The organism is Arthrobacter gengyunqii (assembly GCF_023022985.1).
GTDB lineage: Bacteria > Actinomycetota > Actinomycetes > Actinomycetales > Micrococcaceae > Arthrobacter_B > Arthrobacter_B gengyunqii.
Window position 1 is genome coordinate 3,149,656 of record NZ_CP095461.1, and the last position, 19,483, is coordinate 3,169,138.

The window sequence follows — 19,483 nt, forward strand, 5'->3', positions numbered from 1 at the left end:
TCCTACTTAGAGTCGGCCCCTTTTGCCGCGTCCCTTGTGCCCGGGCCGTCCGGGGTTGGCTTCCTCGCGGTACACCTGCACCACGGCTGGCCGGGGCGCCCGGACTTCCCCGGCAGCCGGCACGGCGCCATCGGGAACGTAGTCCGGAAAGAAGGACGTGTGCGCGCCGTAGCTGCCGTCCTCCCCCGGATGCTGCACGGCAACGAACACCATGGATTCCTCGTCATGGATCACCGGCCCGCAGGTCTCTCCGTCACGGGGCACGGAAAGGAACTGCTCCACCTTGCCGCGGTCGCGTCCGGCAAGCGCCACTTTGAACAGTCCGTCGTTGTAGCCGATTCCGGACGGAGCGCCGTCGGTGGAAATCCAGAGGTTGCCGGTGGAATCAAAGGCCAGGTTGTCCGGGCAGGAAATGGGGCTGACCAACTCCTGCGGATAACCGCTGAAGTAGGTGGCATCCCCCTGCGCCGGGTCCCCGCAAAGCATCAACAGGTTCCAGCGGAAGCTGGTGGCCGTGGCGTCGTCGCGGTCCTCGATGATTTCCACAATGTGCCCGTCACGGTTTTCCCGCCGCGGATTCACTTCATCGGCAGCTGCGTTGGCGCCGACGCCGCGGTTGGAGTTGTTGGTGCAGGCCACGTAGACCCGCCCCGTGGCCAGGCTCGGCTCCACGTCCTCGCAGCGGTCCATCTTGGTCGCCCCGGCCTTGTCCGCAGCGAGGCGGGTATAGACCAGCACCTCCGCCACGCTCATGCCGGGGATGGCCGATTTGCCGCGCACCACCAGCGGAAGCCAGGTGCCCCGGCCGTCGAATCCGCCGTCAGCGGGAACAGCTCCGGTACCGTCGATTTCCGACTCGGGCGAATTGCCCGCGAACCGCGCCACGTACAGGTCGCCTTCGCCGAGCAGCGTCATGTTGTGCCGCTTGTCGTTCTTCCGGTACTTGTTCTTCGAGACAAACTTATAGAGGTAGTCGAAGCGCTCGTCATCGCCCGAGTACGCCACGGCCTTGCCGTTGCGGGCAATGATGACGTTTGCGCCCTCGTGTTTGAACCGGCCCAGGCTGGTGTGCTTGCGTGGCACGGAATCCGGATCCTCCGGGTCCAGCTCCACGATGTAGCCGAACCGGTTAGGTTCGTTGCGGGTTTCCGGGGTACGCGCATCAAAGCGCGGGTCCTCCTGCTCCCAGCCCATGGCCGTCGCGTCGCTGCCCAGGCCATACCGCTTGTCCTCGGCGCTGGTGCCGCCGGTGCGGAAGAACCCGTTGAAGTTCTCCTCGCCGGAGAGCACCGTTCCCCACGGAGTGCTGCCGCCGGCACAGTTGCCTAGCGTCCCGAACACAAACCGCCCCTCCGGATCGGTTGCCGTTTTGAGCAACTCCGTTCCGGCTGCCGGTCCCGTGAGTTCAAAGACGGTGTCCAAGGTGATGCGGCGGTTGAGCCGGGCGCCGCGGACATACTGCCAGGGTGTGCCCCGGGAGCCGCGTTCCAGTTCCACCACTGACATGCCGACGGCGTTGCGGAAGATGGCGCGCCGCTCGGCTTCCTCGGCGGCGGAGGCCGGGGCAGCCGGAAACATGATCTCCGGGTTGACATACTCGTGGTTGCACACGAGCAACCCCTTCTTGCCGTTGGGCTGGCGCAGGATCTCCAAATAGTCGTTGTTGTACCCGAACTGGCGGGCCTGCGCGGCCGCGTTCTGGGCTCCGAAATTGAACTCGGGGGAATCGGTGAACAGCGGATCGCCCCAGCGCAGCAGCGGTTCCCAGTCATACCCCTCCGGGACGTCAAAGCAGTCCACCGCCGCGTCCACGGGTGCGATGGGTGCGAAACCCAGGGACTTCCCCGGACCTCGTCCGCCGCCCGGCCCGGCCGGTGCCGCTGTCGCCGGAGCGGCGCCGCCGAGGGCCAGCACTGCGGCCCCCAGCGCGCCGGCTGCTCCGACCCCCAAAGCTGTGCGCCGTGAAAACTCGGCCGACACGATGTCCCGGAAATAGCTGTTGGTGGAAGTGTTGCAGACTGCTTTGCTGCAGGCGTTGTCGCACTTCAGAGCGCAGGTGACAGCACTGCGCTTGCCTCGGGTGTGCCCAAGCATGGGCAACAGCCGCCTCTTCGGGGCGGCGCCGGCGAGACTTGACTCGGCGTTCAGGGCGGACTCAGAAGCGGACGGCACAGTATTGGACAGATCGGTCAAGGGTCGGGCCTTTCTCCGGCGGATGTGTCGCTGCCCACGCTGGCAGTGAAAAGCGACGCGCAGGAGGCGGCCGGTTGAACGCCGGGTTAACAACTCCAGCAGGTGCCCTACCGCGCGGCGGCAACCAGCGCCCGCACCTCAGGGGCCACGTCCTGCCCGAACCGCAACAGATCCTCCGGACTGTCGCTGGCAAGGAGGAAGCCGGAGATCCCGTATTCCAGCGCCAGGTCCGCCAGGTCCCGTGCCCACTGCGAGGCTGGACCCCGCAGCAGCCCGCCGCCGGTGGATTCGAACGAGCCGGCAATGTTCAGCAGCCGGCGCACCGCCGCCGGATCACGCCCGGCGGCGACGGCGGCGTCGTCAATCCGGGTGTTCATGGCCGCCAAATCGGCCGGGCCGCCGCGGAGGTAGCTGAGCGTGGGCACCAAGCCATCAGCCGTTTCCCCGGTGAGCCGGAGCATGCGCGGCTTGTAGGCACCCAGCCAGATACCGACGTCGTGCGCCGGTGCGGGACCGCGCTTGGCGCCGTGGACCTGGTGCACCTCTCCGTCCACCCGCAGCGGCGTCCGGTCGGTGGCGGACCAGACGCCGCGGATGATCCGGATGGCTTCAGCCAATCCCGTGACTGCCTGGCCAGGTTCGAGCCGCTGGCCGCCGACAGCCTCTATGGCCTCCCAGAAGGCCCCGGCACCCAGTCCGAGTTCGAACCGTCCGCCGCTGAGCAGGTCCAGGCTGGCCGCACTGCGCGCCACAATCACCGGCTGGCGCAGCGGCAGGTTCAGAACATTGGTGGCGAGGGTGATCTGCTCAGTTCTGGCAGCTGCGTAGGACAGCAGTGTCCAGGTATCCAGGAACCGGGGCTGATAGGGATGGTCCTGGAAGGTGGCCAGGTCCAGCCCGGCCCGTTCCGCCGTGACGGTCAGCTCCACCGCCTGCTGCGGCGGTGAGGCCGCAGGTGTGAGGAACGCTCCGAAGAGCAGGTTTCGGCCGTAGTCGGGCATGAGGCGCTCCAAGTCGTTCAGCCTAGGGCATCGGTCCCAGCCTGAGGGCACCGACTTTTGGAAGACCGCTAGAGGAAGAGTTTGAACCCCACATGCGACGGAGTAAAGCCCAGACGCTCGTAGAACCGGTGGGCTGAATCGCGTGCCCTGTCGCTCGTGAGCTGAACCATCGAGGCGCCGCGCCGCCGCCCTTCTTCGACCGCCCAGGCCATCATCGCCGAGCCAAGTCCGTTGCCGCGCAGCCCGGCATCCACCCGCACCGCCCCCACGAGCAACCGGGAGGCACCGGCACGATGGGTTGATCCTTGCACGTTGCCTTCAGCCGAAGGATCCGGCACCCTACTTCCGGGTGGCGCGGATTGCGTCGGCGATGGTCGCTCCCGGATGCTGCGCCCGGTACTCCTTCACCCGTGCCGGGTCGGCATCGCCGGCGCTGTTGTCCGTTCCCAGGCGGCCAACAACGCGCGGGGCAACAGCCCCCAGAAGCAGCGCCAGGGCCACCAGGCCGAGCCCCAAAAGAAGGTTGTCCGCAAAGATCCACACGGCCAGCCCGGCAACCGCCATCAGAACCGTCAGTGCCGGAAGTACGTACTTCATGCTGTCCTGTCCCCTCTCATCAGCTGCCCGTACACCCGTTCCAGACGGTCCAGCCACCACTGGGTCACGTCCGGATTGGCGGCATAACGCTCCAGCAATTCCTCAGACACCGGCACGTCGCGCACCGCCAGCGCGCCGCCGTCGGGCAGCATGGGCTGCTCAGCGACGTCCCCCGTCATCAGCGACAGTGTGCCCAGCCCGCAGGCATACGGCAGCTGGGGCAGCGAGGCCGCCAGCGCGACGCCGGCCCGGATTCCCACCGAGGTGTCCAGGGCAGAGCTGACCACGGCGGGAAGGCCGGCCGCGGCCACAATCTCCAGGGCGCGGCGCACCCCACCCAGCGGAGCCACCTTCACCACAATCAGGTCCGCGGCGTCCTCCCGTGCCACGCGCAGCGGATCGGTTTCCTTGCGTACGCTCTCGTCGGCGGCAATCAGCACCGGGATTCCGCGGCGTGCCAGTTCCTGCCGCACTTCCCGCAGCCCGGCGATCTCCGGTACCGGCTGCTCGGCGTATTCCAGTCCCGCTTCGGCCAGTGCTTCCAGGGCGGCGACGGCGGTGGGCACGTCCCAGCCGCCGTTGGCATCCACGCGGATGCCTGCGTTGGGGAGCAGCCGCCGGACTTCTGCCACCCGGGCCAGGTCCTCGGCCACGGTCTGGCCTCGCTCGGCCACCTTAACCTTCACCGCGCCCACCGCACCAAACCGGGCGAGGACTCCTTCAACCTGGTCCACGGCCACCGCCGGTACGGTGCCGTTGACCGGAACGGAGCCCCGGACCGGTTCCGGATAGCCCTCCGCCGCCGCTTCCAAAGCTGCCGCAAGCCACGGCGCGGCCTCGCCGTCGTCGTATTCGGGAAACGGGGAAAACTCGCCCCAGCCGGCAGCCCCGGGAATCAGGAGGGCCTCACGGTGCAGGATTCCGCGGAAACGGACCCGCATCGGGATCGAGACAACGCGGGCACCGGCGAGCAGTTCGGACAGCTCCGGGCGGGACCCGGGCGCAGAGGAAAGAACGGGAGTAGCCACCCAGCCAGCCTAACCCCGGGATCTGCCCGGCACAGCATGACGGCGATCACGCCGAACGTTCAGACAAGTGCCAAGATCCAGTGGCAGACTAGGAGGCAATGAATACCCGCGATCTCCTGAACCGCCGCGCTCCGATCCGGCGCGCGCCCGCCTCCAATGCAGCCCTGTTCCTGTTTGGGGCACTGCTGTGTGCCGCCGCGGTTGCGGTGACGTACTGGGGTTTTGTCCGCACCACCACGGGGCAGCTGGCCGATGAATCCGCTTGGCGCGAGGCCGAGGTGGCCATGCCCGGCACAAAGCTCCCGGTGCTGGAATTCCTGGACAACCTGCCGCTGCTGTCCGTGTTTATTGCGGGGGCCGTGGTGCTGGTGATGACCATACGGCGACGGCGGCTGGCGCCCGCGGTGATTGCCCTGGCAACTTTCGCTGCAGCGAACATCAGCAGCCAGCTGCTCAAGCGGCTCTTTCTCGACCGTCCGGACCGCGGTGTCATCACGCTGGACTTCAATTCACTGCCCTCAGGCCACACGACTCTGGCCGCCTCCGCGGCCGCCGTCGTATTCCTGCTGGCTTCCCCCCGCTGGCGTCCGGCGGTTGCCCTGGCGGGCGGCAGCTACGCCGTGCTCGCGGGGGCGTCCACTTTCGTCAACCTGTGGCACCGGCCGGCCGACGTCGTGGCTTCCTTTCTGGTGGTTGCCACGTGGACGCTGATCGGCGGGCTCATCATGCTGCGCACCACGCCGGAGTGGAATTACTGGCCGCCAGGCGGCCGGGGCCGCGGTTCAGTTCCGGTGTTCGCCGCGATGTGCTGGATCCCCGGACTGCTGTCGCTGCTGATCAGCGTCGGCTCCTACCTTTACGCCACCAGCGGCACCACCGTGCTGGGCAGCAGCGGGTCCATGCTGCTGTACTTCTGGTCCGGCCTGGGCCTGATCGTTGGTGTGGGCTACGTGCTCAGCGCGCTGGCCTGCTGGGTCTTCTCTATGCAGGCGGGAGATCCGGCCCGCTGACCGGACCGGCCGCCCGGCCGCTTGGCTGCCCGTAGCCGGGACGGCCCTTGGGCACCCATTTCCACAGGGCCGCCGCGCCCAGCAGACCAAGGACGGCGGTGGCCCCGATGCCGGCGGACAGCGAGACCAGTGCCGTCACCGCTGAGAGCAGTGCCGGCCCGGCCATGGTCCCGCTGTCCGCGAGCAGCCGCCAGATGCCCAGGAACTGCGGGCGGCCCGGCGAGGGCGAAAAGTCCGCTCCGAGCGTCATCACAATGCCGGAGCCGATCCCGTTGCCAAAGCCCAGGATCAGGGACACCAGCAGCAGGCCGGTCCGGTCGGTGGTCAGCGGCATCAGCGCCAGTCCCCCAGCCATGGTCAGCATGCACGGCACGGCCACCCAACGCCGCCCCCACAGGTCCATGACCTTGCCCGCCGGATAGAAGATCAGCATGTCGATGGCACCGGACAGCCCGTAAATCAGGGCGGTCTGGGTGGGATCCAGGCCGATGTGCTGGGCCCAGAGCGGAATCACCGCCTGCCGGGAGGCACGCACCGCCGCGATCAGCAGGATGCCCAGGCCCAGGGTGCGGAACACCTTGCCGTGGGTGCCGAGGACGGAGCGCACTGTGGGTGCGGGCACGGCCGGATCACCCGCGCCGCGGCGTCCTCTGCGGGCGGAGCCTCGTGGACCGGCGGCTCGTCCCGTGCCCGCCGGGACAGGCGCCCGCAGTTCCGGCACCCGCAGGCTGATAATCGCTGCCAACAGCGCGGCGGCGGCACCCACCCAGTAGGCTCCCGCGATGCCGGCGAAATGGATGACCCCGGCGGCGGCGAAGGGGCCGGCGAAGACACCGATCCGGTTCACCCCGCCCAGGGTGGACAGTGCCCGGGCACGGAAATACAGCGGTACTGCCTCGGTCAGGTAACTTTGCCGGGCCAGGCCAAACACCGACCCGGCCATCCCCACCATGAACACGGCCAGTGCAAACAGCCACAGCACGGGCGCCAGGGCTGCTGTGGCCATGGCCGTTGCACACCAGAGCGCAGCGATGACCAGCGCCCACTTTTCACCGAACCGGGTGGTAAGCACCGTGGCCGGCACATTGGTGACCAGGGACCCCACTCCGGTCAGCGTGATGACCAGGGCCGCCAGTGCCACGGTGGCGCCGAGATCCCGCGCCGTGAGCGCGATCACCGGCAGGATGGCTCCGGTGGCCAGACCGTACAGGAGCGTCGGCCCGAACGCCGGAATGGCTATGGATTTGAGGCTAAAGGATTCTGCGGGCACGGGTTCAGGGTATCGCCCTATTGTTTGAGCCATTTCCAGCGGGCCAGGGTCCGCAGCCGCATCAGCAGGGCGCGGGACTGCTCCGGCCCGTACGGCAGGATGGGGATGGCCTTGGTCATGTCGGTGGACGCCTGGTCCATGGCGCTGCGGGTGACGGCGACGGCGGTGCGCATCTTGTTCATCTGCGTGGTCACGAAGTCCACGGTCACCGGTTTGCCGTGGCCCGGCACGAAGACCGTATACAGGTCCTCCAGCGCGGTCATTTTGCCCAGCGTGCGGATCCATTCCTTGGGAAAGGAATCCTCGAAGGACGGGTCCGCGCCCTGTTCCACCAGATCTCCGGTGAACAGAACATCGCCGGCGCCGACGAGCAGGTCATGGTCGGTGTGGCCCCGGCCCAGATGGAAGAGTGTCACGGAGATGCCGCCCAGGTCCAGGTCCACCGGGGAACCGTCCACCAGGCGGTTGGGTGCCAGGATCTCGGTGTGCACGCCCTCACCGGCGGCCATCTCCGCTTCCACGCCGGCGACGGCGGGGCGCTGGGACTCGCCGTGGTCCCGGATGGCCTCGGCGCAGCGGCTGGTGGCCCAGATGTCCTGGACGCCGTTCGCCGCCAGCACGGCGTTGCCGAAGAAATGATCAAAGTGCGCATGGGTGTTCACGGCGATCAGCGGCAGATCGGTGCGCTCCCGCACCGCCGTCAGGATGGCGCAGCCCTGCCGGGGACCGGCACCGGTGTCGATGATCAGCGCCTGCTCATCCCCAATGACCAGTCCGGTGTTCATGCCGAAGCCGGGGTTGGCGTGCACCAGAACCCGCGGCGCCACTTCCAGCCACTGCTCGGTTTCCTGGCCGGTTGCTTGGGTCATGGGTCCGTCCTTTGTGAGTCCGTAAACTGCCCGGGGCCTTGGGTGCACCGGCGTGAGTCTCTTCCAATTGCTGGTTCCAAGGTATCCCGGCCGCGGCCGCCGGACCACGACGGCCCGCAAATGTTGCGGAACGTCATGGGCCGGCCGGGACGCGCGCCGTCAGAGGTCCGCGAGGACGCTGCCCGGGTTCTCGATGGCATCGGCCACATAGCGCAGGAACCCGCCCGCGGTGCCGCCGTCACAGATCCGGTGGTCGAAGACCAGGGTCAGCTCGGTCATTTTCCGCACCACGAGGGCGCCGTCCACGACCCAGGGCTTGTCGATGATCCGGCCGATCCCGAGGATGGCTGATTCCGGATAGTTGATGATGGCGGCGCTGCCGTCCACGCCGAACACTCCGTAGTTGTTCAGCGTGAAGGTGCCCGAGGTCAGCTCCGTTGGAGTGGCCTTGCCGTCCCGGGCCGACGCCGTGAGCCGGCGGATTTCCGCATCCAGGGTGCGGGCATTCATGGTGTCCGCCCGGCGGATGGACGGAACAACCAGTCCGCGGTCGGTCTGCGCCGCGAAGCCCAGGTTGACGCCTTCATATGCGGTGATCCGGGCTCCGCCGTCGGCGTCCTCGGATGCCGGATCGAACCGGGCATTGAGCTCCGGGTATTTCGCCAGCCCGGCCAGCACGAAGCGGGCCAGGAACGCCATCAGCCCCGGGGTGTTCTCCGGGTGCCGGCGCTTGAGGTCTGCCCGCAGCTCCAGCAGAGCGGTGGCGTCAACATCCACCCAGACCGTGGCTTCGGGGATGTTGGCCCGGCTGGCGGCGAGGTTGGCGGCGACCGTTTTGCGCAGTCCCTTGACCGGTGTCCGCGATGCGACGGCCAGGCCGGTACGCGGATCGCAGTCGGCAGGGGCTGCCTGAGTTGCCGAGGTTGCGGGGGCTGCGGCGGGTTCGACCTTTTCGATTGCGCCTGCCCGGAACAGAGCCGTTTCCACGTCGCTGCGGAGGATCAGTCCGTTGGCGCCGGAGCCCGTCAGATCAGCCAGACGGACGCCGTTCTCGCGGGCGAGCTTGCGGACCAGCGGCGAGATGCACCGCGGCGCTTCGGCCGGGAGGTCCGGGACTATTGCCAGCACCGGCGCCGGCGGGGCTGATGAAACACGAGCCGGAGCTGCAACCGGTCCGGCCGCTGCGGTACGCGGGCGGCGGGTCCGGCGTGCCACGGCGTGTCCGCCGGGGGTGCCGTAGCCGATCAGTACGTTGCCCGAACCAGCCTTTTCTTCCTGCCGATATGCCTCTCCGTCGGGGTCGCTGCGATCCGGTGCCGGGGTGGACCCGGCTGTTGCGCTTGCCAAAGGACCAGCCGCAGCGCCGGCTGCGGCTACAGAGATCAGGGGACGCCCGACGTCGAGCGTCTGCCCGGCTTCGCCGTGCAGCTGTGCCACGGTGCCGGCAAACGGGGAGGGAACTTCCACCAGGGACTTGGCGGTTTCCACCTCGGCCACCGGCTGGTCCACGCGGATCTCGTCGCCCACGGCCACCAGCCAGGTCACCAGTTCGGCTTCGGTCAGGCCTTCGCCCAGATCAGGGAGCAGGAAGGTGCGCGTGCTCATCGGTCCTCCCACTGCAGTTCGTCAACGGTGTCCAGGATCCGGTCCACGCTGGGCAGGAACCAGTGCTCGAGCTTGGGTGCCGGATAGGGAATGTCGAACCCGGTGACGCGCAGCACCGGCGCGGCCAGGGAATGGAAGCAGCGTTCCTGGACGCGGGCCACGATTTCCGAGGCCACGGAGGCGAATCCGGGTGCTTCAGAGATGACCACGGCGCGGCCGGTGCGGCGGACCGAGGCGGTGACGGTTTCATCGTCGAACGGCACGATGGAGCGCAGGTCGATGACTTCCAGCGACCGGCCCTCTTCTGCTGCGGCTTCGGCGGCAGCCATGGCGGTGGCCACGGAGGGGCCGTACGCGATCAGGGTGGCGTGGGTGCCGGAGCGGGCCACGGCGGCGGTGCCGATGCCGCCGGGAAGCGGGCCGCCGTCGTCGTGCGCTGTGACGTCCCCCGTGACATCTTCCGCGTCAAACCGGCTGCGCAGCGCCGCGAGGTCAACCTGTTCCTTGGTCCAGTAGAGCTTCTTGGGCTCCAGGAAGACCACCGGGTCATTGAGCCGGATGGCTTCGCGCAGCAGGGTGTAGGCGTCGGCGACGGTGGCGGGCGCCACGACGGTCAGCCCCGGAGTGTGCGCGTAGTAGGACTCGGAGGAGTCGCAGTGGTGTTCCACTCCCCCGATGCCGCCGGCGTACGGAATGCGGATCACCATCGGCAGGCGAACCTTGCCGCGGGTACGGTTGGCGGTCTTGGCGACGTGGCTGACGACCTGTTCAAAGGCCGGGTACGCGAATGCGTCGAACTGCATTTCCACCACGGGACGCATGCCGTTCATGGCCATGCCCACGGCCATTCCCATGATGCCCGACTCGGCCAGGGGCGTGTCGAAGCAGCGGTCCTGGCCGAAGCGGGCGGTCAGCCCGTCGGTGATCCGGAAGACCCCGCCCAGCGGTCCCACGTCCTCACCGAACATGACCACGGCGGGATTGGCTTCCATTTCATCGGCCAGTGCGGTGTTCAGGGCCTTGGCGAAGGTCAGGGACTCGGGGGCAGCCGGGCCTGGTGCCGCCGGTGCTTCGCGGGTCTCAGGAACTTCGAGGGTTTCGGTAACGGTCATCGTGGCTGCCTTTCAGGCCTGGCGCGAGAGTTCGTCGCGCAGCAGGTTTGCCTGCTCATTGAGCTGCGGCGTGCGTCGGGTGTAGACGTGGTTGAACAGTTCCAGCGGATCCGGTTCCACGTCGGTGTTCAAGCCGTCGCGCATGTGGGCTGCGATGTCCTCGGCGTCGGCCGCAAAAGCAGCTTCGGCGTCGTCATCCAGCAGGTTCAAGCCGCGCAGGTAGGTGCTCAGGCGGGTGATCGGGTCCCGCGGCACCCACTTCTGAACGTCCTCCTCCGTGCGGTAGCGGGTGGCGTCGTCGGCGTTGGTGTGCGCCTGCATCCGGTAGGTGTGTGCTTCCACGAGGGACGGTCCGTGGCCCTCGCGCGCCCGGTCCACCGCCGCGCCCAGGACGGAGAGCAGCGCCGCCAGGTCATTGCCGTCCACCCGTTCCCCGGGCATGCCGTAACCGATGGCCTTGTGCGCCAGGGACGGCGCCACGGACTGGCTCGCCAGCGGCACGGAAATGGCGTACTCGTTGTTCTGCACAAAGAAGACCACGGGCACGTGGAAGACGGCGGCGAAGTTCAGGGCCTCGTGGAAGTCGCCCTCGCTGGTGGCTCCGTCGCCGCACATGGCCAGCACCACGGTGTCTTCGCCGCGGAGCTTGGCCGCGTGCGCTACGCCGACGGCGTGCAGCAGCTGGGTGGCCAGGGGTGTGGCCTGCGGGGCGGTGTTGTGCTCATAGGGGTCGTAGCCGGAGTGCCAGTCGCCGCGGAGCAGCGTCAGGACCTGCAGCGGTTCCACGCCGCGGGAAATCACCGCCACAGTGTCGCGGTAGGTGGGGAAGAGCCAGTCGTTTTTATCGAGAACGACGGCGGCGGCCACCTGGCAGGCTTCCTGGCCGTGGGAGGAGGGATAGACGGCCAGCCGGCCCTGCCGGACGAGCGCGTTGGCCTGGTCATTAATGCGCCGGCCGGCGATCAGCCGGGCGTAGGCGCTGCGGAGAGAGTCGCCGTCGGGCAGGGGGTAGCGGTCATCGTGGCGGTGGACTCCGTCCGGGTCCACCAGCTGCACGGGAGACTCCGAGGGCAGCAGGTCCGAGCTGCCGGCGGTGCCGAAACGGCGTGCGTCCCGGCGGGGATCTTCCATGGCTCCGGGGGGCGGATTGCCCGTTGAGATAGTCATATTGCCTCCGTCAGCTGCCCTTCCACCGCCTCTTCGCCGTGGATGTTTCGTCATCCCAGTATGCTGACCAACCGTTATTCGTATCCACAGGCAGCCGAAAGCGTGGATGGATACGGCCTATACGGCTAGACTGATGGACGAAATGCAAAAGTGAGCTGGATTACACCGGAGGATATGGACACTATGGCACGGGACGGAACTGAGCAGGCGGCCCCGCGGCTGGATGACATTGACCGGGCCATCCTGACCGAACTTACGGGCAACGGGCGGGCCTCCGTCACCGCCGTGGCCGAGGCGGTCCACATCTCCCGGGCGCATGCCTACTCGCGGATCGCCAAGCTGACGGAAACGGGCGTGCTCAGCAGGTTCACCGCCGTCGTTGACCCCGTAAAGGCGGGACTGCGGTCCTCGGCCTACGTGACGCTTAAGGTGCGCCAGCACTCGTGGCGGGAACTGCGCGAACAGCTTCGCACCATTCCCGAAATCCACCACATTGCGCTGGTGGGCGGTTCGTTCGATGTGATCCTGCTGGTGCGGGCCGAGGACAATGTGCACCTGCGGCAGGTCATCTTCGACCAGCTGCAGTCCATGCCCGGCATCCTGGACACGCAGACCTTCCTGGTGTTCGAGGATTTGGACGCGCGGTAAGGGCAAGGCCTGGACCCTACACCGCGCGGCCCCCAAAACAGCAAAAGACCCTGACGCAGCAAGCGGCCCGCCACCCGGAAGTCCGGGGGCGGGCCGCTGTGCAGTGCTGCAGGGACTCAGTTTTCGTCGTGCCCCTGGTCCATGCTCATCTGATCCTCGGCGGGAGGGGTTTCTCCCGGGGGAACGCCGCCGCCGGGTTCCAGGCCGGTGACGTTCCCTGCCGCGGGGTCCGGGTTGGCAAACTTACCCTTTTCCGTGCTGGTGTCGGCGTTGCCGCCGCCCTCCCGGCTGGAGTCCTGCAGTTTCTTGCCGGCATCCTTGGGCTTGTCGGGATTGCCCGGGTCATTATTCGGATCGTAGCTGTCCGTCATCTGTGCCTCCGTCTCTCCGTGACTGCTGGTGCTTCCGGGGTGGCCCGGGCAATAATCAGCATGCTGATCATTAGTTTCCAACGTAGTCTCTGGCGCCCCGGAGAAACAACCCGGCCCAGTTCAGGCCCGGCGTTGCGGTGCGGCGGTTGCTCAGGCGGCGGTGCTCAGCCGGCGGTGCTCAGCCGGCGGTGCTCAGTCGAAGAGCTCCTCCCCCACAAAGCCATCCTCCCTGGCGCCCGGGGGAACGGCGAACACCGCCGAGCCGATCGGCGTCGTCCACTCGTTCAGCAGGTCCAGCTTGTCCAGGCGTTCCTGGATCGGCAGGAACTGGGCACTCACGTCGGCCTGAAAGGAGACGAAAACCTGGCCCGCGTTGGAGACCGGGCCGCCGGGCTCCGGGGCGTCGTCGTAGTTGTACGAACGCCGCAGGATCCGCTGCCGGGGGTTGTCCGGCCGTGCCCGGCGCATATGGGAGTAGTCGGGAATCACGGGGAAGCCGAGCGCGGTGACGGCCTCGAAGTCGGGGTCGTCATGCTCCGCCGAGCCGGTCAGGGGCGCGCCGCTGGCCAGCGTGCGGCCCACGGCTTCCTCCCGTCCGTGCCGGTCCAGTTCATCCCAGGTGTCCAGGTTCATGGCGATACGGCGGATGATCATGGACGTTCCCCCGTCCAGCCACGCAGGGATCTCAGCGTCGCCCCAGACCACGCGGTCAAACTCCGGCGTCCCTGGAACGGGGTTGGCGGAGCCATCCACTTGCCCAAAAAGGTTCCGCATCGTGGTTCCGGTTTGCTCGCTGCCGTACGCGCGGCGGAACCCGGACTGGATCCAGCGCACTTCGGCGAACGCCCGGCTGTCCTTCAGGAGCATCCGCTGGGCGTGGGCAACGGTCAGCGGATCATCGGCACAGATCTGCAGCAACAGGTCTCCCCCGTTCCAGCGCTCCTGCAGCGCGTCGATGCCGAAGGCCGGCAGCGGAGCAAGCCACGGCGGCGCCAGGTGCGGAGCAACAGCGTTCACCAGTCCCGGCCCAAATCCAAAAGTGACGCTGAGCCGGGCAGGACGAACCGCCAGCTCCGCTTCCGTGTCCGCCAGGGCCGGGCGGCCCTGTGTCAGCGCCGCGGCGTCGTCGCTGAGGAGGCGGAGCCAGGACCGGATACGGTCCCGGTCCACGTCTCCGCGCAGGTCCAGTGCGGCAAAGACGGCGTGCGCCTGTGGCCCGGTGGCGATCCCCGCCTGGTGCTTTCCATAGAAAGGAACCGTCTGGGAACCGTTGGCTCCGCCCTCGTCCAGCCCGGTGCGGACCAGATCCGGTTCCGGGGCGGCGTTGCCGCCAACCCACTGCGCGCCCGCTGCTGCGACCGCACCCAATCCGGCGGCCGCACCGCCGAACAGCAGGCGACGGCGGCCAACGCCCCGGGGTGTTTCCTGGCTCATCAGTGACCCATGGAGGGTTCTTCGCTGCCGTGTGCGGCACCGTTGCCCGCATCATGAGCTGCATCGTTTTCCGAGGAAGAGTCATCGGATTCGTAGTTCTCATTGGCGCCGGCAAAGTCCTTGGCCGTGGCTTCCATTTCCAGGCTGCTGCCGTCGCCGAGTTCCAGCGTGATGGCCAGCGTCTCGCCTGCCAGCAGTTCATCGGTGAGTCCCATGAGCATCAGGTGGTTGGCACCGGGTTCGAGGACATATTCTCCGCCCGCCGGGACAACGAAGCCGCCTTCGACTTCCCGCATTTTCATGGCGCCGTCCGAACCGGCGCCCGTTTCATGCAGTTCCACCGCATCGGCGGCAGGTGACGTCGCGGCCACCACCGTGATGTCTTCCTCGCCGAAGTTTTTCAGGGTGCCAAAGGCACCGGTCATGTCACCGGCACCTTTGGCCTTGGCCCAGGCTCCGGTCACGGCCAGGTGCTGGGATTGCTGGACGGTGGCCTCAGCAGAGGAGCCGGTCGCCGGGGTGTCAGCGGCGCAGCCGGCAAGCCCAGCGGCGGAGAGTGCCAGGACGGCAGCTGCAAGGGTGAGTTTCTTCATTTGGAGTACTCCGAAAGGTTTGGTGCGCGGGCGCGCTCAAGGTGCCCGGGCGAAAAGGGTCTTATAGATGCGCAACCTTGCGGCTGTGTTGGATGAGCCGCACGGGTTTTCCGGCGCGGCACACGGCGGCGTGGCTAGGAGCCGGCTCCGCGGCGCTTCTTCAGCTGCGCAACGGCAGCCCAAACGGCGAGGGCAACGATTGCTCCCACAGCCGCGCCGCCGAGGGCCCAGGGCACATGCGATGCCACCGATTCCTCCGTTGCTGCGGGGCCGGAAGACTCAGCCGTCGGCTCGGCGGTGGCGGGAGCTGATGCTGATTCGGTAGGTGCACCGGCGGGGGCGCTCGTCTCCGCGGCAGCCGGAACCGGTGCGTCCACGGTGAAGCTGAATGTTCCGGTGATGGGGTGTCCGTCGCTGGAAACCGCGCGCCAGTTGACCTGGTAGGTGCCGTTTTCAAGCGCCGGCAGCGCCTGCACCAGGGTTTCCCGGTTCAGGACGGGCTCCGACTCGACCAGGTCGGTTCCGGCTGCGTCGGCGACAATCACCTTGTTGCCGATGTCCATCAGTTCGGAGCTAAAGACCAGTTCAAGTTCCGCCGGGGCTTCCTCCAATACGGTGCCGTCCGCCGGCGTGGAGGAAACAAGTTCGTCATGGGCCAGTGCTGCCGGAGCGGCCATCAGCGCTGTTCCGAACCCCGTAAACAGCAGGGCTGCCAGCAGGAACGCGCGGAAGGCCAGCAAGCGGCGGAACGCAGCGCTTTGGGAGCGAGGGACGGAACTGAGCTGGCGGGAAAAGGGTGTTGCGGAGAGCGAGGGCATGACTGCTTTCTGCGCCGGTTCGTTACCGACGGCTGCCTGGGAGTAAGGCGCCGGGCAGGTGCGCGGAGCCTAGAAGGACACAGCAGCGGCCGGCGGTCCCCGGTGTCTCATCACCAGCAGAGGAACACCGAGGTTCCGCAGCGGGTCAGCAGGGAGGAGGGTGGAGAGCTTGGGAATCCGCGGACCCATCGGCAGCGGCAAAATACGCGGCAGGATGGCGGTGATGGACAGGCGCATGGCTGCCAGGATCCGCAGCAGGGCGGCTTCGCCGTTGCGGATGAGCAACACGGTGGCTGCGGCGGCGAGCAGGTGGCCGAACCACATTGCCGCCGAGGAATGCCCGGCAGCTCCCAGGGCTCCGGCGTCAGCAAACTGAGCGGCCATTGCCCCCGGATCAGCATGGGCTGTGTGCCCGGCGTGACCCGCTGTGCCCAGGGCGGCAGCAGAGGGACCGACTGCCAGCCCCGCTCCCCCGACGGTAAAGAGCAGGTGGAAAATTCCTTGGCTGGCCAGCACCGCGGCGGAGGTTCGCGGCAGCGACAGCACGCGTCCGGCGAGGGCACAGGACACCATGGCGGACAGAGCAAGGGCGAACAGCACAATGAACGGATTCGGAATGACGCCGCCGGCAAGGACGTGGGAGGCTGCGGCGACGGCCGTGGCCGAAAAAGCTGCGGCCCAGCCGCGCACCAGACGTGCGGCGCGCGTGCTCATCATCCCTCCCAGAGTCTCCTCGGGCCGGGTGAGCGGTTGCTCGGTCCGGCTGCTGACATTGTCCCCGGATTTCTACGGGTTGTCGAATACGTTGCGGGCCGCCTGCCCCGAATCCTTCGTGCAGATACCGGGACCAAAACCCGTTCCCCCGAATCCTTCGTGCACATACCGGGACCAAAACCCGTTCCCCCGAATCCTTCGTGCACATACCGGGACCAAAACCCGTTCCCCCGAATCCTTCGTGCACATACCGGGAGCAAACTCGTCATTCGAGGCCTTTTAAGCCCGCTATCTGCACGTAAGAATTCCCGTAGTCCCGTTATCTGCACGAAGGATGACGGCGGAGTATCGAGTGCGCAGTTCCTGCGGGTACCGGGAGCCGTTGGCTACTCCGTGTGCAGATCTGGCGACCTTTCCGGGCGGGAGGCCACCAGACGTGCACACACGAAGGGACCGCTCGGCGGCAGGCCACCGGAGACGCACCCAAGAGGAGCCGCACACAAGAGGAGCCGCGCACACCGAACCACTGGACCGCCGCCCGGCCGCTACCCCTGGAAGACGGGCTTGCGCTTGTCGATGAACGCCGAGAAACCTTCGGCATAATCCTTGGTCCGGCAGAGCTCACCCTGAGCGGTATTCTCGGCCTCCATGGCGGTCCACAGCCCCACCCGGGAGTCGCGGATCTGCGCCACCAGCGACTTCGACGCCCGGAACGCTCCGGTGGCGCCGGTGGCCACGCGTTCCACGATGGCCCGGGTGCGGTCCTGCAGTTCTTCGGCGGGGAACGCACGGCTGAACAGCCCGGCGGCCACGGCTTCGGACCCGCTCATCAGGTCAGCGGTGTAGATCAGGTCCAGGGTCCGGTGCGCGCCGAGGCGTTCGGTGAACAGCCAGTGCCCGCCGGAGTCCAGGGTTGCGCCGAGGTTGGCGAACGGTGAACCGATTTTGGCGTTGTCTGCCACGTAGACCACGTCGGTGGCCACGAGCAGGCCCAGTCCGACGCCGAGGCACGCGCCCTGCGCCGCAGCGAAGGTGGGTGCAGGGAAGGCCGCCATCTTCTTCAGCAGCGGTGTCACCAGGTCACCCAGGTAGGCGTAGGCGTCGTCATTGGCGGGGTCGACGGCGGAAATGTCGCGTCCTGCACAGAATGCCCGGCCTTCACCCCGCAGCAGCAGCGCCCGCACACCGGCGGCTTCGGCGTCGTCGTATGCCCGGGAAAGCTCAGCCAGCGCCTCCTCGTCCAGTGCATTTAGCTTTTTGGGGGCGTTGAGGACAATTTCGGCGATGCCGCCGCTGACGCTCAGTTCAATCAAGGGGTGCTCCGTTCCTTCAAATGCTAGGCGTCGTAATCGACGGTGACGTCGGGGCTGGTGGGGCGGCTCTGGCAGGTCAGGACGTAGCCCTTTGCCAGTTCATCCGGTTCCAGGGCGTAGTTTTCGTCCATCTCCACGGTGCCGGTGACGACCTTGGCGCGGCAGGTGCCGCAGACGCCGCCGGCGCAGGCGAATGGAACATCAGGACGGACCCGCAGCGCGGCGTTGAGGATGGACTCGCGGGCGTGGGTGGGGCTGGCCACCTTGCCCTGCAGCCCGTCCAGACGGAACGTGATGGAGTAGGTGTCACCGCCGGGTTCGACGACGACGGGACGGCCGGCTGCGCCCTCCGGCTTGCCGGGCTGGCCGGTGCTGAACAGCTCGAAGCGGATCTTGTCCGATTCCACGCCGCGGTCCGCGAGGGTGTCGCGGCACATCTGCACCAGTTCAAAGGGACCGCAGAGGAACCACTCATCCACCTGCTGCGTCGGCAGCACTGAGTCAATCAGCGTGGCGAGCTTCTCGGCGTCGATCCGGCCGGAGAGCAGCGGTGAGATGCGCTGTTCGCGCGAGAGCACGTGGTGCAGGGCGAACCGTGCGGGGTAGCGGTCCTTCAGGTCCGCCAGTTCCTCGAGGAACATCACGTCCATGGCCGCCTTGTTGGCGTAGACGAGGTCAAAGCGGGTGGTCTCCGACGCCGCCAGCACGGTGCGGGCGATGGCGATCACCGGGGTGATCCCTGATCCGGCCGCAACTGCCGCAAAGACATTCTCCCCGGCGATGTCCAGGTCTTCGGGATGGTTCAGCCCGTTCATCGGATGCTTGGAAATGAAGCCGCCGGCCGGGCTCATCACGTCCAGCACATCGCCGGCCTTGAGGAACTGGTTGGCCCAGGTGGAGAACTTGCCGCCCAGGTCGCGCTTGATCGCCACCCGGATTTCTCCGGGCCGCGGTTCGGCGCAGATGGAATAGCTGCGGCGGATTTCCTGTCCGTCGAGGGTGGTCCGCAGCGCAACGTACTGGCCCGGCAGGTAATCGAAGGACCCGGCCAGCTCGGCCGGAACCGCGAAGGTCACCTCGATGGCATCCTCGGTGAGCCGGCGCACTTCCGCCACGGTAAGGGGATGAAAGGCGGTCCGGCGGGAGGAAGCGGCGGCCGGCGACGGCACGGCGGCGTCCGCGGCGGACGGTGCCGGCGCGGGAACGGATGTAGTCATGGGTTAGAGCACCTTGAAATAGTCGAAGGGTTCACGGCAGTCCTGGCAGACGTAGAGCGCCTTGCAGGAGGTGGAGCCGAAACGGGTCAGTTCGCGTGTGTTGAGGGACGAGCACTGCGGGCATTTCACGCTCAGCCCCAGCCGCACCGGACCCGCGGCGGCCTTGCCGGAGGGCGGGGCGATGCCGTAGGTGTTCAGCTTGGCCTTGCCCGCCTCGCTCATCCAGTCGGTGGTCCAGGCCGGGGCAAGGACCAGGTCCACGCGTACGTGGGCATAGCCGGCAGCGTTCAGCGCCGCGGTCACGTCCTGCCGGATGGCGTCCATGGCCGGGCAGCCGGAGTAAGTGGGCGTGATGGTCACAGTGACGGCATCCGGTCCGGCAAGTTCAACCGCCCGGAGCACACCGAGGTCCTCGATAGTGAGGACCGGAATCTCGGGATCGCAGACCGTCGCGGCAATGTCCCAAGCGCGGGCGGCCTCAGGATCGGCGGGCCGGAGCGTCCGGGCCTCAGTGTCGTTCATG

At 67.5% G+C, this 19,483-nt stretch carries 20 protein-coding genes; 2 read left to right on the plus strand and 18 right to left on the minus strand.

The features are described from left to right. Positions 1 to 6: 6 nt before the first annotated feature. The 5 genes from MUG94_RS14495 to MUG94_RS14515 all read right to left on the minus strand — a co-directional run bounded on the left by MUG94_RS14495 (position 7) and on the right by MUG94_RS14515 (position 4,819). Positions 7 to 2,094 (minus strand): PhoX family protein, encoded by a 2,088-nt coding sequence (locus MUG94_RS14495; RefSeq protein ID WP_227906977.1) that lies wholly within the window; start codon positions 2,092 to 2,094, stop codon positions 7 to 9. 206 nt (positions 2,095 to 2,300) lie between these two features. Beyond that, a complete protein-coding gene (locus MUG94_RS14500; RefSeq protein ID WP_227906814.1) occupies positions 2,301 to 3,194 on the minus strand; it encodes an LLM class flavin-dependent oxidoreductase in 894 nt (297 codons plus the stop codon). Between the two features lie 68 nt (positions 3,195 to 3,262). Then, a complete protein-coding gene (locus MUG94_RS14505; RefSeq protein ID WP_227906816.1) occupies positions 3,263 to 3,505 on the minus strand; it encodes a GNAT family N-acetyltransferase in 243 nt (80 codons plus the stop codon). A 28-nt stretch (positions 3,506 to 3,533) separates the two neighbouring features. Beyond that, a complete protein-coding gene (locus tag MUG94_RS14510) occupies positions 3,534 to 3,791 on the minus strand; it encodes a hypothetical protein (protein ID WP_227906817.1) in 258 nt (85 codons plus the stop codon). Continuing rightward, entirely contained in the window at positions 3,788 to 4,819 is a 1,032-nt protein-coding gene (locus MUG94_RS14515) for an o-succinylbenzoate synthase (RefSeq protein WP_227906819.1), read from the minus strand. Before MUG94_RS14515 ends, MUG94_RS14510 begins: the two co-directional genes overlap by 4 nt. A gap of 98 nt (positions 4,820 to 4,917) precedes the next feature. On the opposite strand from MUG94_RS14515, the gene MUG94_RS14520 reads away from it, so the two are divergent. Continuing rightward, positions 4,918 to 5,829: a phosphatase PAP2 family protein gene (locus tag MUG94_RS14520; protein ID WP_227906821.1), complete on the plus strand. Its 912-nt coding sequence runs from the start codon at positions 4,918 to 4,920 to the stop codon at positions 5,827 to 5,829. On the opposite strand, the gene MUG94_RS14525 is transcribed toward MUG94_RS14520, so the two are convergent. From MUG94_RS14525 to pdhA, 5 genes are all read right to left on the minus strand, one after another. Continuing rightward, positions 5,801 to 7,132 (minus strand): MFS transporter, encoded by a 1,332-nt coding sequence (locus tag MUG94_RS14525; protein ID WP_423724275.1) that lies wholly within the window; start codon positions 7,130 to 7,132, stop codon positions 5,801 to 5,803. The two genes, MUG94_RS14520 and MUG94_RS14525, sit on opposite strands and share 29 nt — an antisense overlap. Further along, positions 7,117 to 7,968, minus strand: a complete 852-nt coding sequence (locus MUG94_RS14530) for an MBL fold metallo-hydrolase (RefSeq protein ID WP_227906825.1) — start codon at positions 7,966 to 7,968, stop codon at positions 7,117 to 7,119. The genes MUG94_RS14525 and MUG94_RS14530 overlap by 16 nt, the downstream gene beginning before the upstream one ends. A 159-nt stretch (positions 7,969 to 8,127) precedes the next feature. After that, positions 8,128 to 9,573, minus strand: a complete 1,446-nt coding sequence (locus MUG94_RS14535) for a dihydrolipoamide acetyltransferase family protein (protein ID WP_227906831.1) — start codon at positions 9,571 to 9,573, stop codon at positions 8,128 to 8,130. After that, complete coding sequence (locus tag MUG94_RS14540; RefSeq protein ID WP_227906833.1) at positions 9,570 to 10,685, minus strand: alpha-ketoacid dehydrogenase subunit beta; 1,116 nt, start codon at positions 10,683 to 10,685, stop codon at positions 9,570 to 9,572. Before MUG94_RS14540 ends, MUG94_RS14535 begins: the two co-directional genes overlap by 4 nt. A 12-nt stretch (positions 10,686 to 10,697) precedes the next feature. Further along, a complete protein-coding gene (gene pdhA, locus MUG94_RS14545) occupies positions 10,698 to 11,852 on the minus strand; it encodes a pyruvate dehydrogenase (acetyl-transferring) E1 component subunit alpha (protein WP_423724276.1) in 1,155 nt (384 codons plus the stop codon). 183 nt (positions 11,853 to 12,035) lie between these two features. Between pdhA and MUG94_RS14550 the strand changes: the two genes are divergently transcribed. Beyond that, positions 12,036 to 12,500: an Lrp/AsnC family transcriptional regulator gene (locus tag MUG94_RS14550; protein WP_227890428.1), complete on the plus strand. Its 465-nt coding sequence runs from the start codon at positions 12,036 to 12,038 to the stop codon at positions 12,498 to 12,500. 116 nt (positions 12,501 to 12,616) lie between these two features. Here the strand turns inward: MUG94_RS14550 and MUG94_RS14555 are convergent, their stop codons facing one another. From MUG94_RS14555 to paaD, 8 genes are all read right to left on the minus strand, one after another. Then, entirely contained in the window at positions 12,617 to 12,871 is a 255-nt protein-coding gene (locus MUG94_RS14555; protein WP_104160330.1) for a DUF6480 family protein, read from the minus strand. A gap of 192 nt (positions 12,872 to 13,063) precedes the next feature. After that, complete coding sequence (locus MUG94_RS14560; protein WP_227906839.1) at positions 13,064 to 14,305, minus strand: Dyp-type peroxidase; 1,242 nt, start codon at positions 14,303 to 14,305, stop codon at positions 13,064 to 13,066. Next, on the minus strand, positions 14,305 to 14,898 hold the full coding sequence (locus MUG94_RS14565; RefSeq protein ID WP_227906841.1) for a copper chaperone PCu(A)C: 594 nt from the start codon (positions 14,896 to 14,898) through the stop codon (positions 14,305 to 14,307). Before MUG94_RS14565 ends, MUG94_RS14560 begins: the two co-directional genes overlap by 1 nt. A 134-nt stretch (positions 14,899 to 15,032) precedes the next feature. After that, on the minus strand, positions 15,033 to 15,716 hold the full coding sequence (locus MUG94_RS14570; RefSeq protein ID WP_227906842.1) for a copper resistance CopC family protein: 684 nt from the start codon (positions 15,714 to 15,716) through the stop codon (positions 15,033 to 15,035). Positions 15,717 to 15,785: 69 nt separating this feature from the next. Then, entirely contained in the window at positions 15,786 to 16,430 is a 645-nt protein-coding gene (locus tag MUG94_RS14575; protein WP_227906844.1) for a hypothetical protein, read from the minus strand. A gap of 545 nt (positions 16,431 to 16,975) precedes the next feature. Next, positions 16,976 to 17,743 (minus strand): enoyl-CoA hydratase/isomerase family protein, encoded by a 768-nt coding sequence (locus MUG94_RS14580; RefSeq protein WP_227890434.1) that lies wholly within the window; start codon positions 17,741 to 17,743, stop codon positions 16,976 to 16,978. 23 nt (positions 17,744 to 17,766) lie between these two features. Further along, a complete protein-coding gene (gene paaE, locus MUG94_RS14585) occupies positions 17,767 to 18,960 on the minus strand; it encodes a 1,2-phenylacetyl-CoA epoxidase subunit PaaE (RefSeq protein ID WP_227906845.1) in 1,194 nt (397 codons plus the stop codon). Positions 18,961 to 18,963: 3 nt separating this feature from the next. After that, entirely contained in the window at positions 18,964 to 19,482 is a 519-nt protein-coding gene (gene paaD, locus MUG94_RS14590) for a 1,2-phenylacetyl-CoA epoxidase subunit PaaD (protein WP_227906847.1), read from the minus strand. Between the last annotated feature and the right edge of the window lies 1 nt (position 19,483).

What these genes read in the sequence shown, in the direction of transcription:
- MUG94_RS14495 (WP_227906977.1), bottom strand. Translation starts at nt 2,094, where the DNA reads ATGCTTGGGCACACCCGAGGCAAGCGCAGTGCTGTCACCTGCGCTCTG.
- MUG94_RS14500 (WP_227906814.1), bottom strand. Translation starts at nt 3,194, where the DNA reads ATGCCCGACTACGGCCGAAACCTGCTCTTCGGAGCGTTCCTCACACCT.
- MUG94_RS14510 (WP_227906817.1), bottom strand. Translation starts at nt 3,791, where the DNA reads ATGAAGTACGTACTTCCGGCACTGACGGTTCTGATGGCGGTTGCCGGG.
- MUG94_RS14520 (WP_227906821.1), top strand. Translation starts at nt 4,918, where the DNA reads ATGAATACCCGCGATCTCCTGAACCGCCGCGCTCCGATCCGGCGCGCG.
- MUG94_RS14525 (WP_423724275.1), bottom strand. Translation starts at nt 7,132, where the DNA reads ATGGCTCAAACAATAGGGCGATACCCTGAACCCGTGCCCGCAGAATCC.
- MUG94_RS14530 (WP_227906825.1), bottom strand. Translation starts at nt 7,968, where the DNA reads ATGACCCAAGCAACCGGCCAGGAAACCGAGCAGTGGCTGGAAGTGGCG.
- MUG94_RS14535 (WP_227906831.1), bottom strand. Translation starts at nt 9,573, where the DNA reads ATGAGCACGCGCACCTTCCTGCTCCCTGATCTGGGCGAAGGCCTGACC.
- MUG94_RS14540 (WP_227906833.1), bottom strand. Translation starts at nt 10,685, where the DNA reads ATGACCGTTACCGAAACCCTCGAAGTTCCTGAGACCCGCGAAGCACCG.
- pdhA (WP_423724276.1), bottom strand. Translation starts at nt 11,852, where the DNA reads ATGACTATCTCAACGGGCAATCCGCCCCCCGGAGCCATGGAAGATCCC.
- MUG94_RS14550 (WP_227890428.1), top strand. Translation starts at nt 12,036, where the DNA reads ATGGCACGGGACGGAACTGAGCAGGCGGCCCCGCGGCTGGATGACATT.
- MUG94_RS14555 (WP_104160330.1), bottom strand. Translation starts at nt 12,871, where the DNA reads ATGACGGACAGCTACGATCCGAATAATGACCCGGGCAATCCCGACAAG.
- MUG94_RS14560 (WP_227906839.1), bottom strand. Translation starts at nt 14,305, where the DNA reads ATGAGCCAGGAAACACCCCGGGGCGTTGGCCGCCGTCGCCTGCTGTTC.
- MUG94_RS14565 (WP_227906841.1), bottom strand. Translation starts at nt 14,898, where the DNA reads ATGAAGAAACTCACCCTTGCAGCTGCCGTCCTGGCACTCTCCGCCGCT.
- MUG94_RS14570 (WP_227906842.1), bottom strand. Translation starts at nt 15,716, where the DNA reads ATGCCCTCGCTCTCCGCAACACCCTTTTCCCGCCAGCTCAGTTCCGTC.
- MUG94_RS14575 (WP_227906844.1), bottom strand. Translation starts at nt 16,430, where the DNA reads ATGAGCACGCGCGCCGCACGTCTGGTGCGCGGCTGGGCCGCAGCTTTT.
- paaE (WP_227906845.1), bottom strand. Translation starts at nt 18,960, where the DNA reads ATGACTACATCCGTTCCCGCGCCGGCACCGTCCGCCGCGGACGCCGCC.
- paaD (WP_227906847.1), bottom strand. Translation starts at nt 19,482, where the DNA reads ATGAACGACACTGAGGCCCGGACGCTCCGGCCCGCCGATCCTGAGGCC.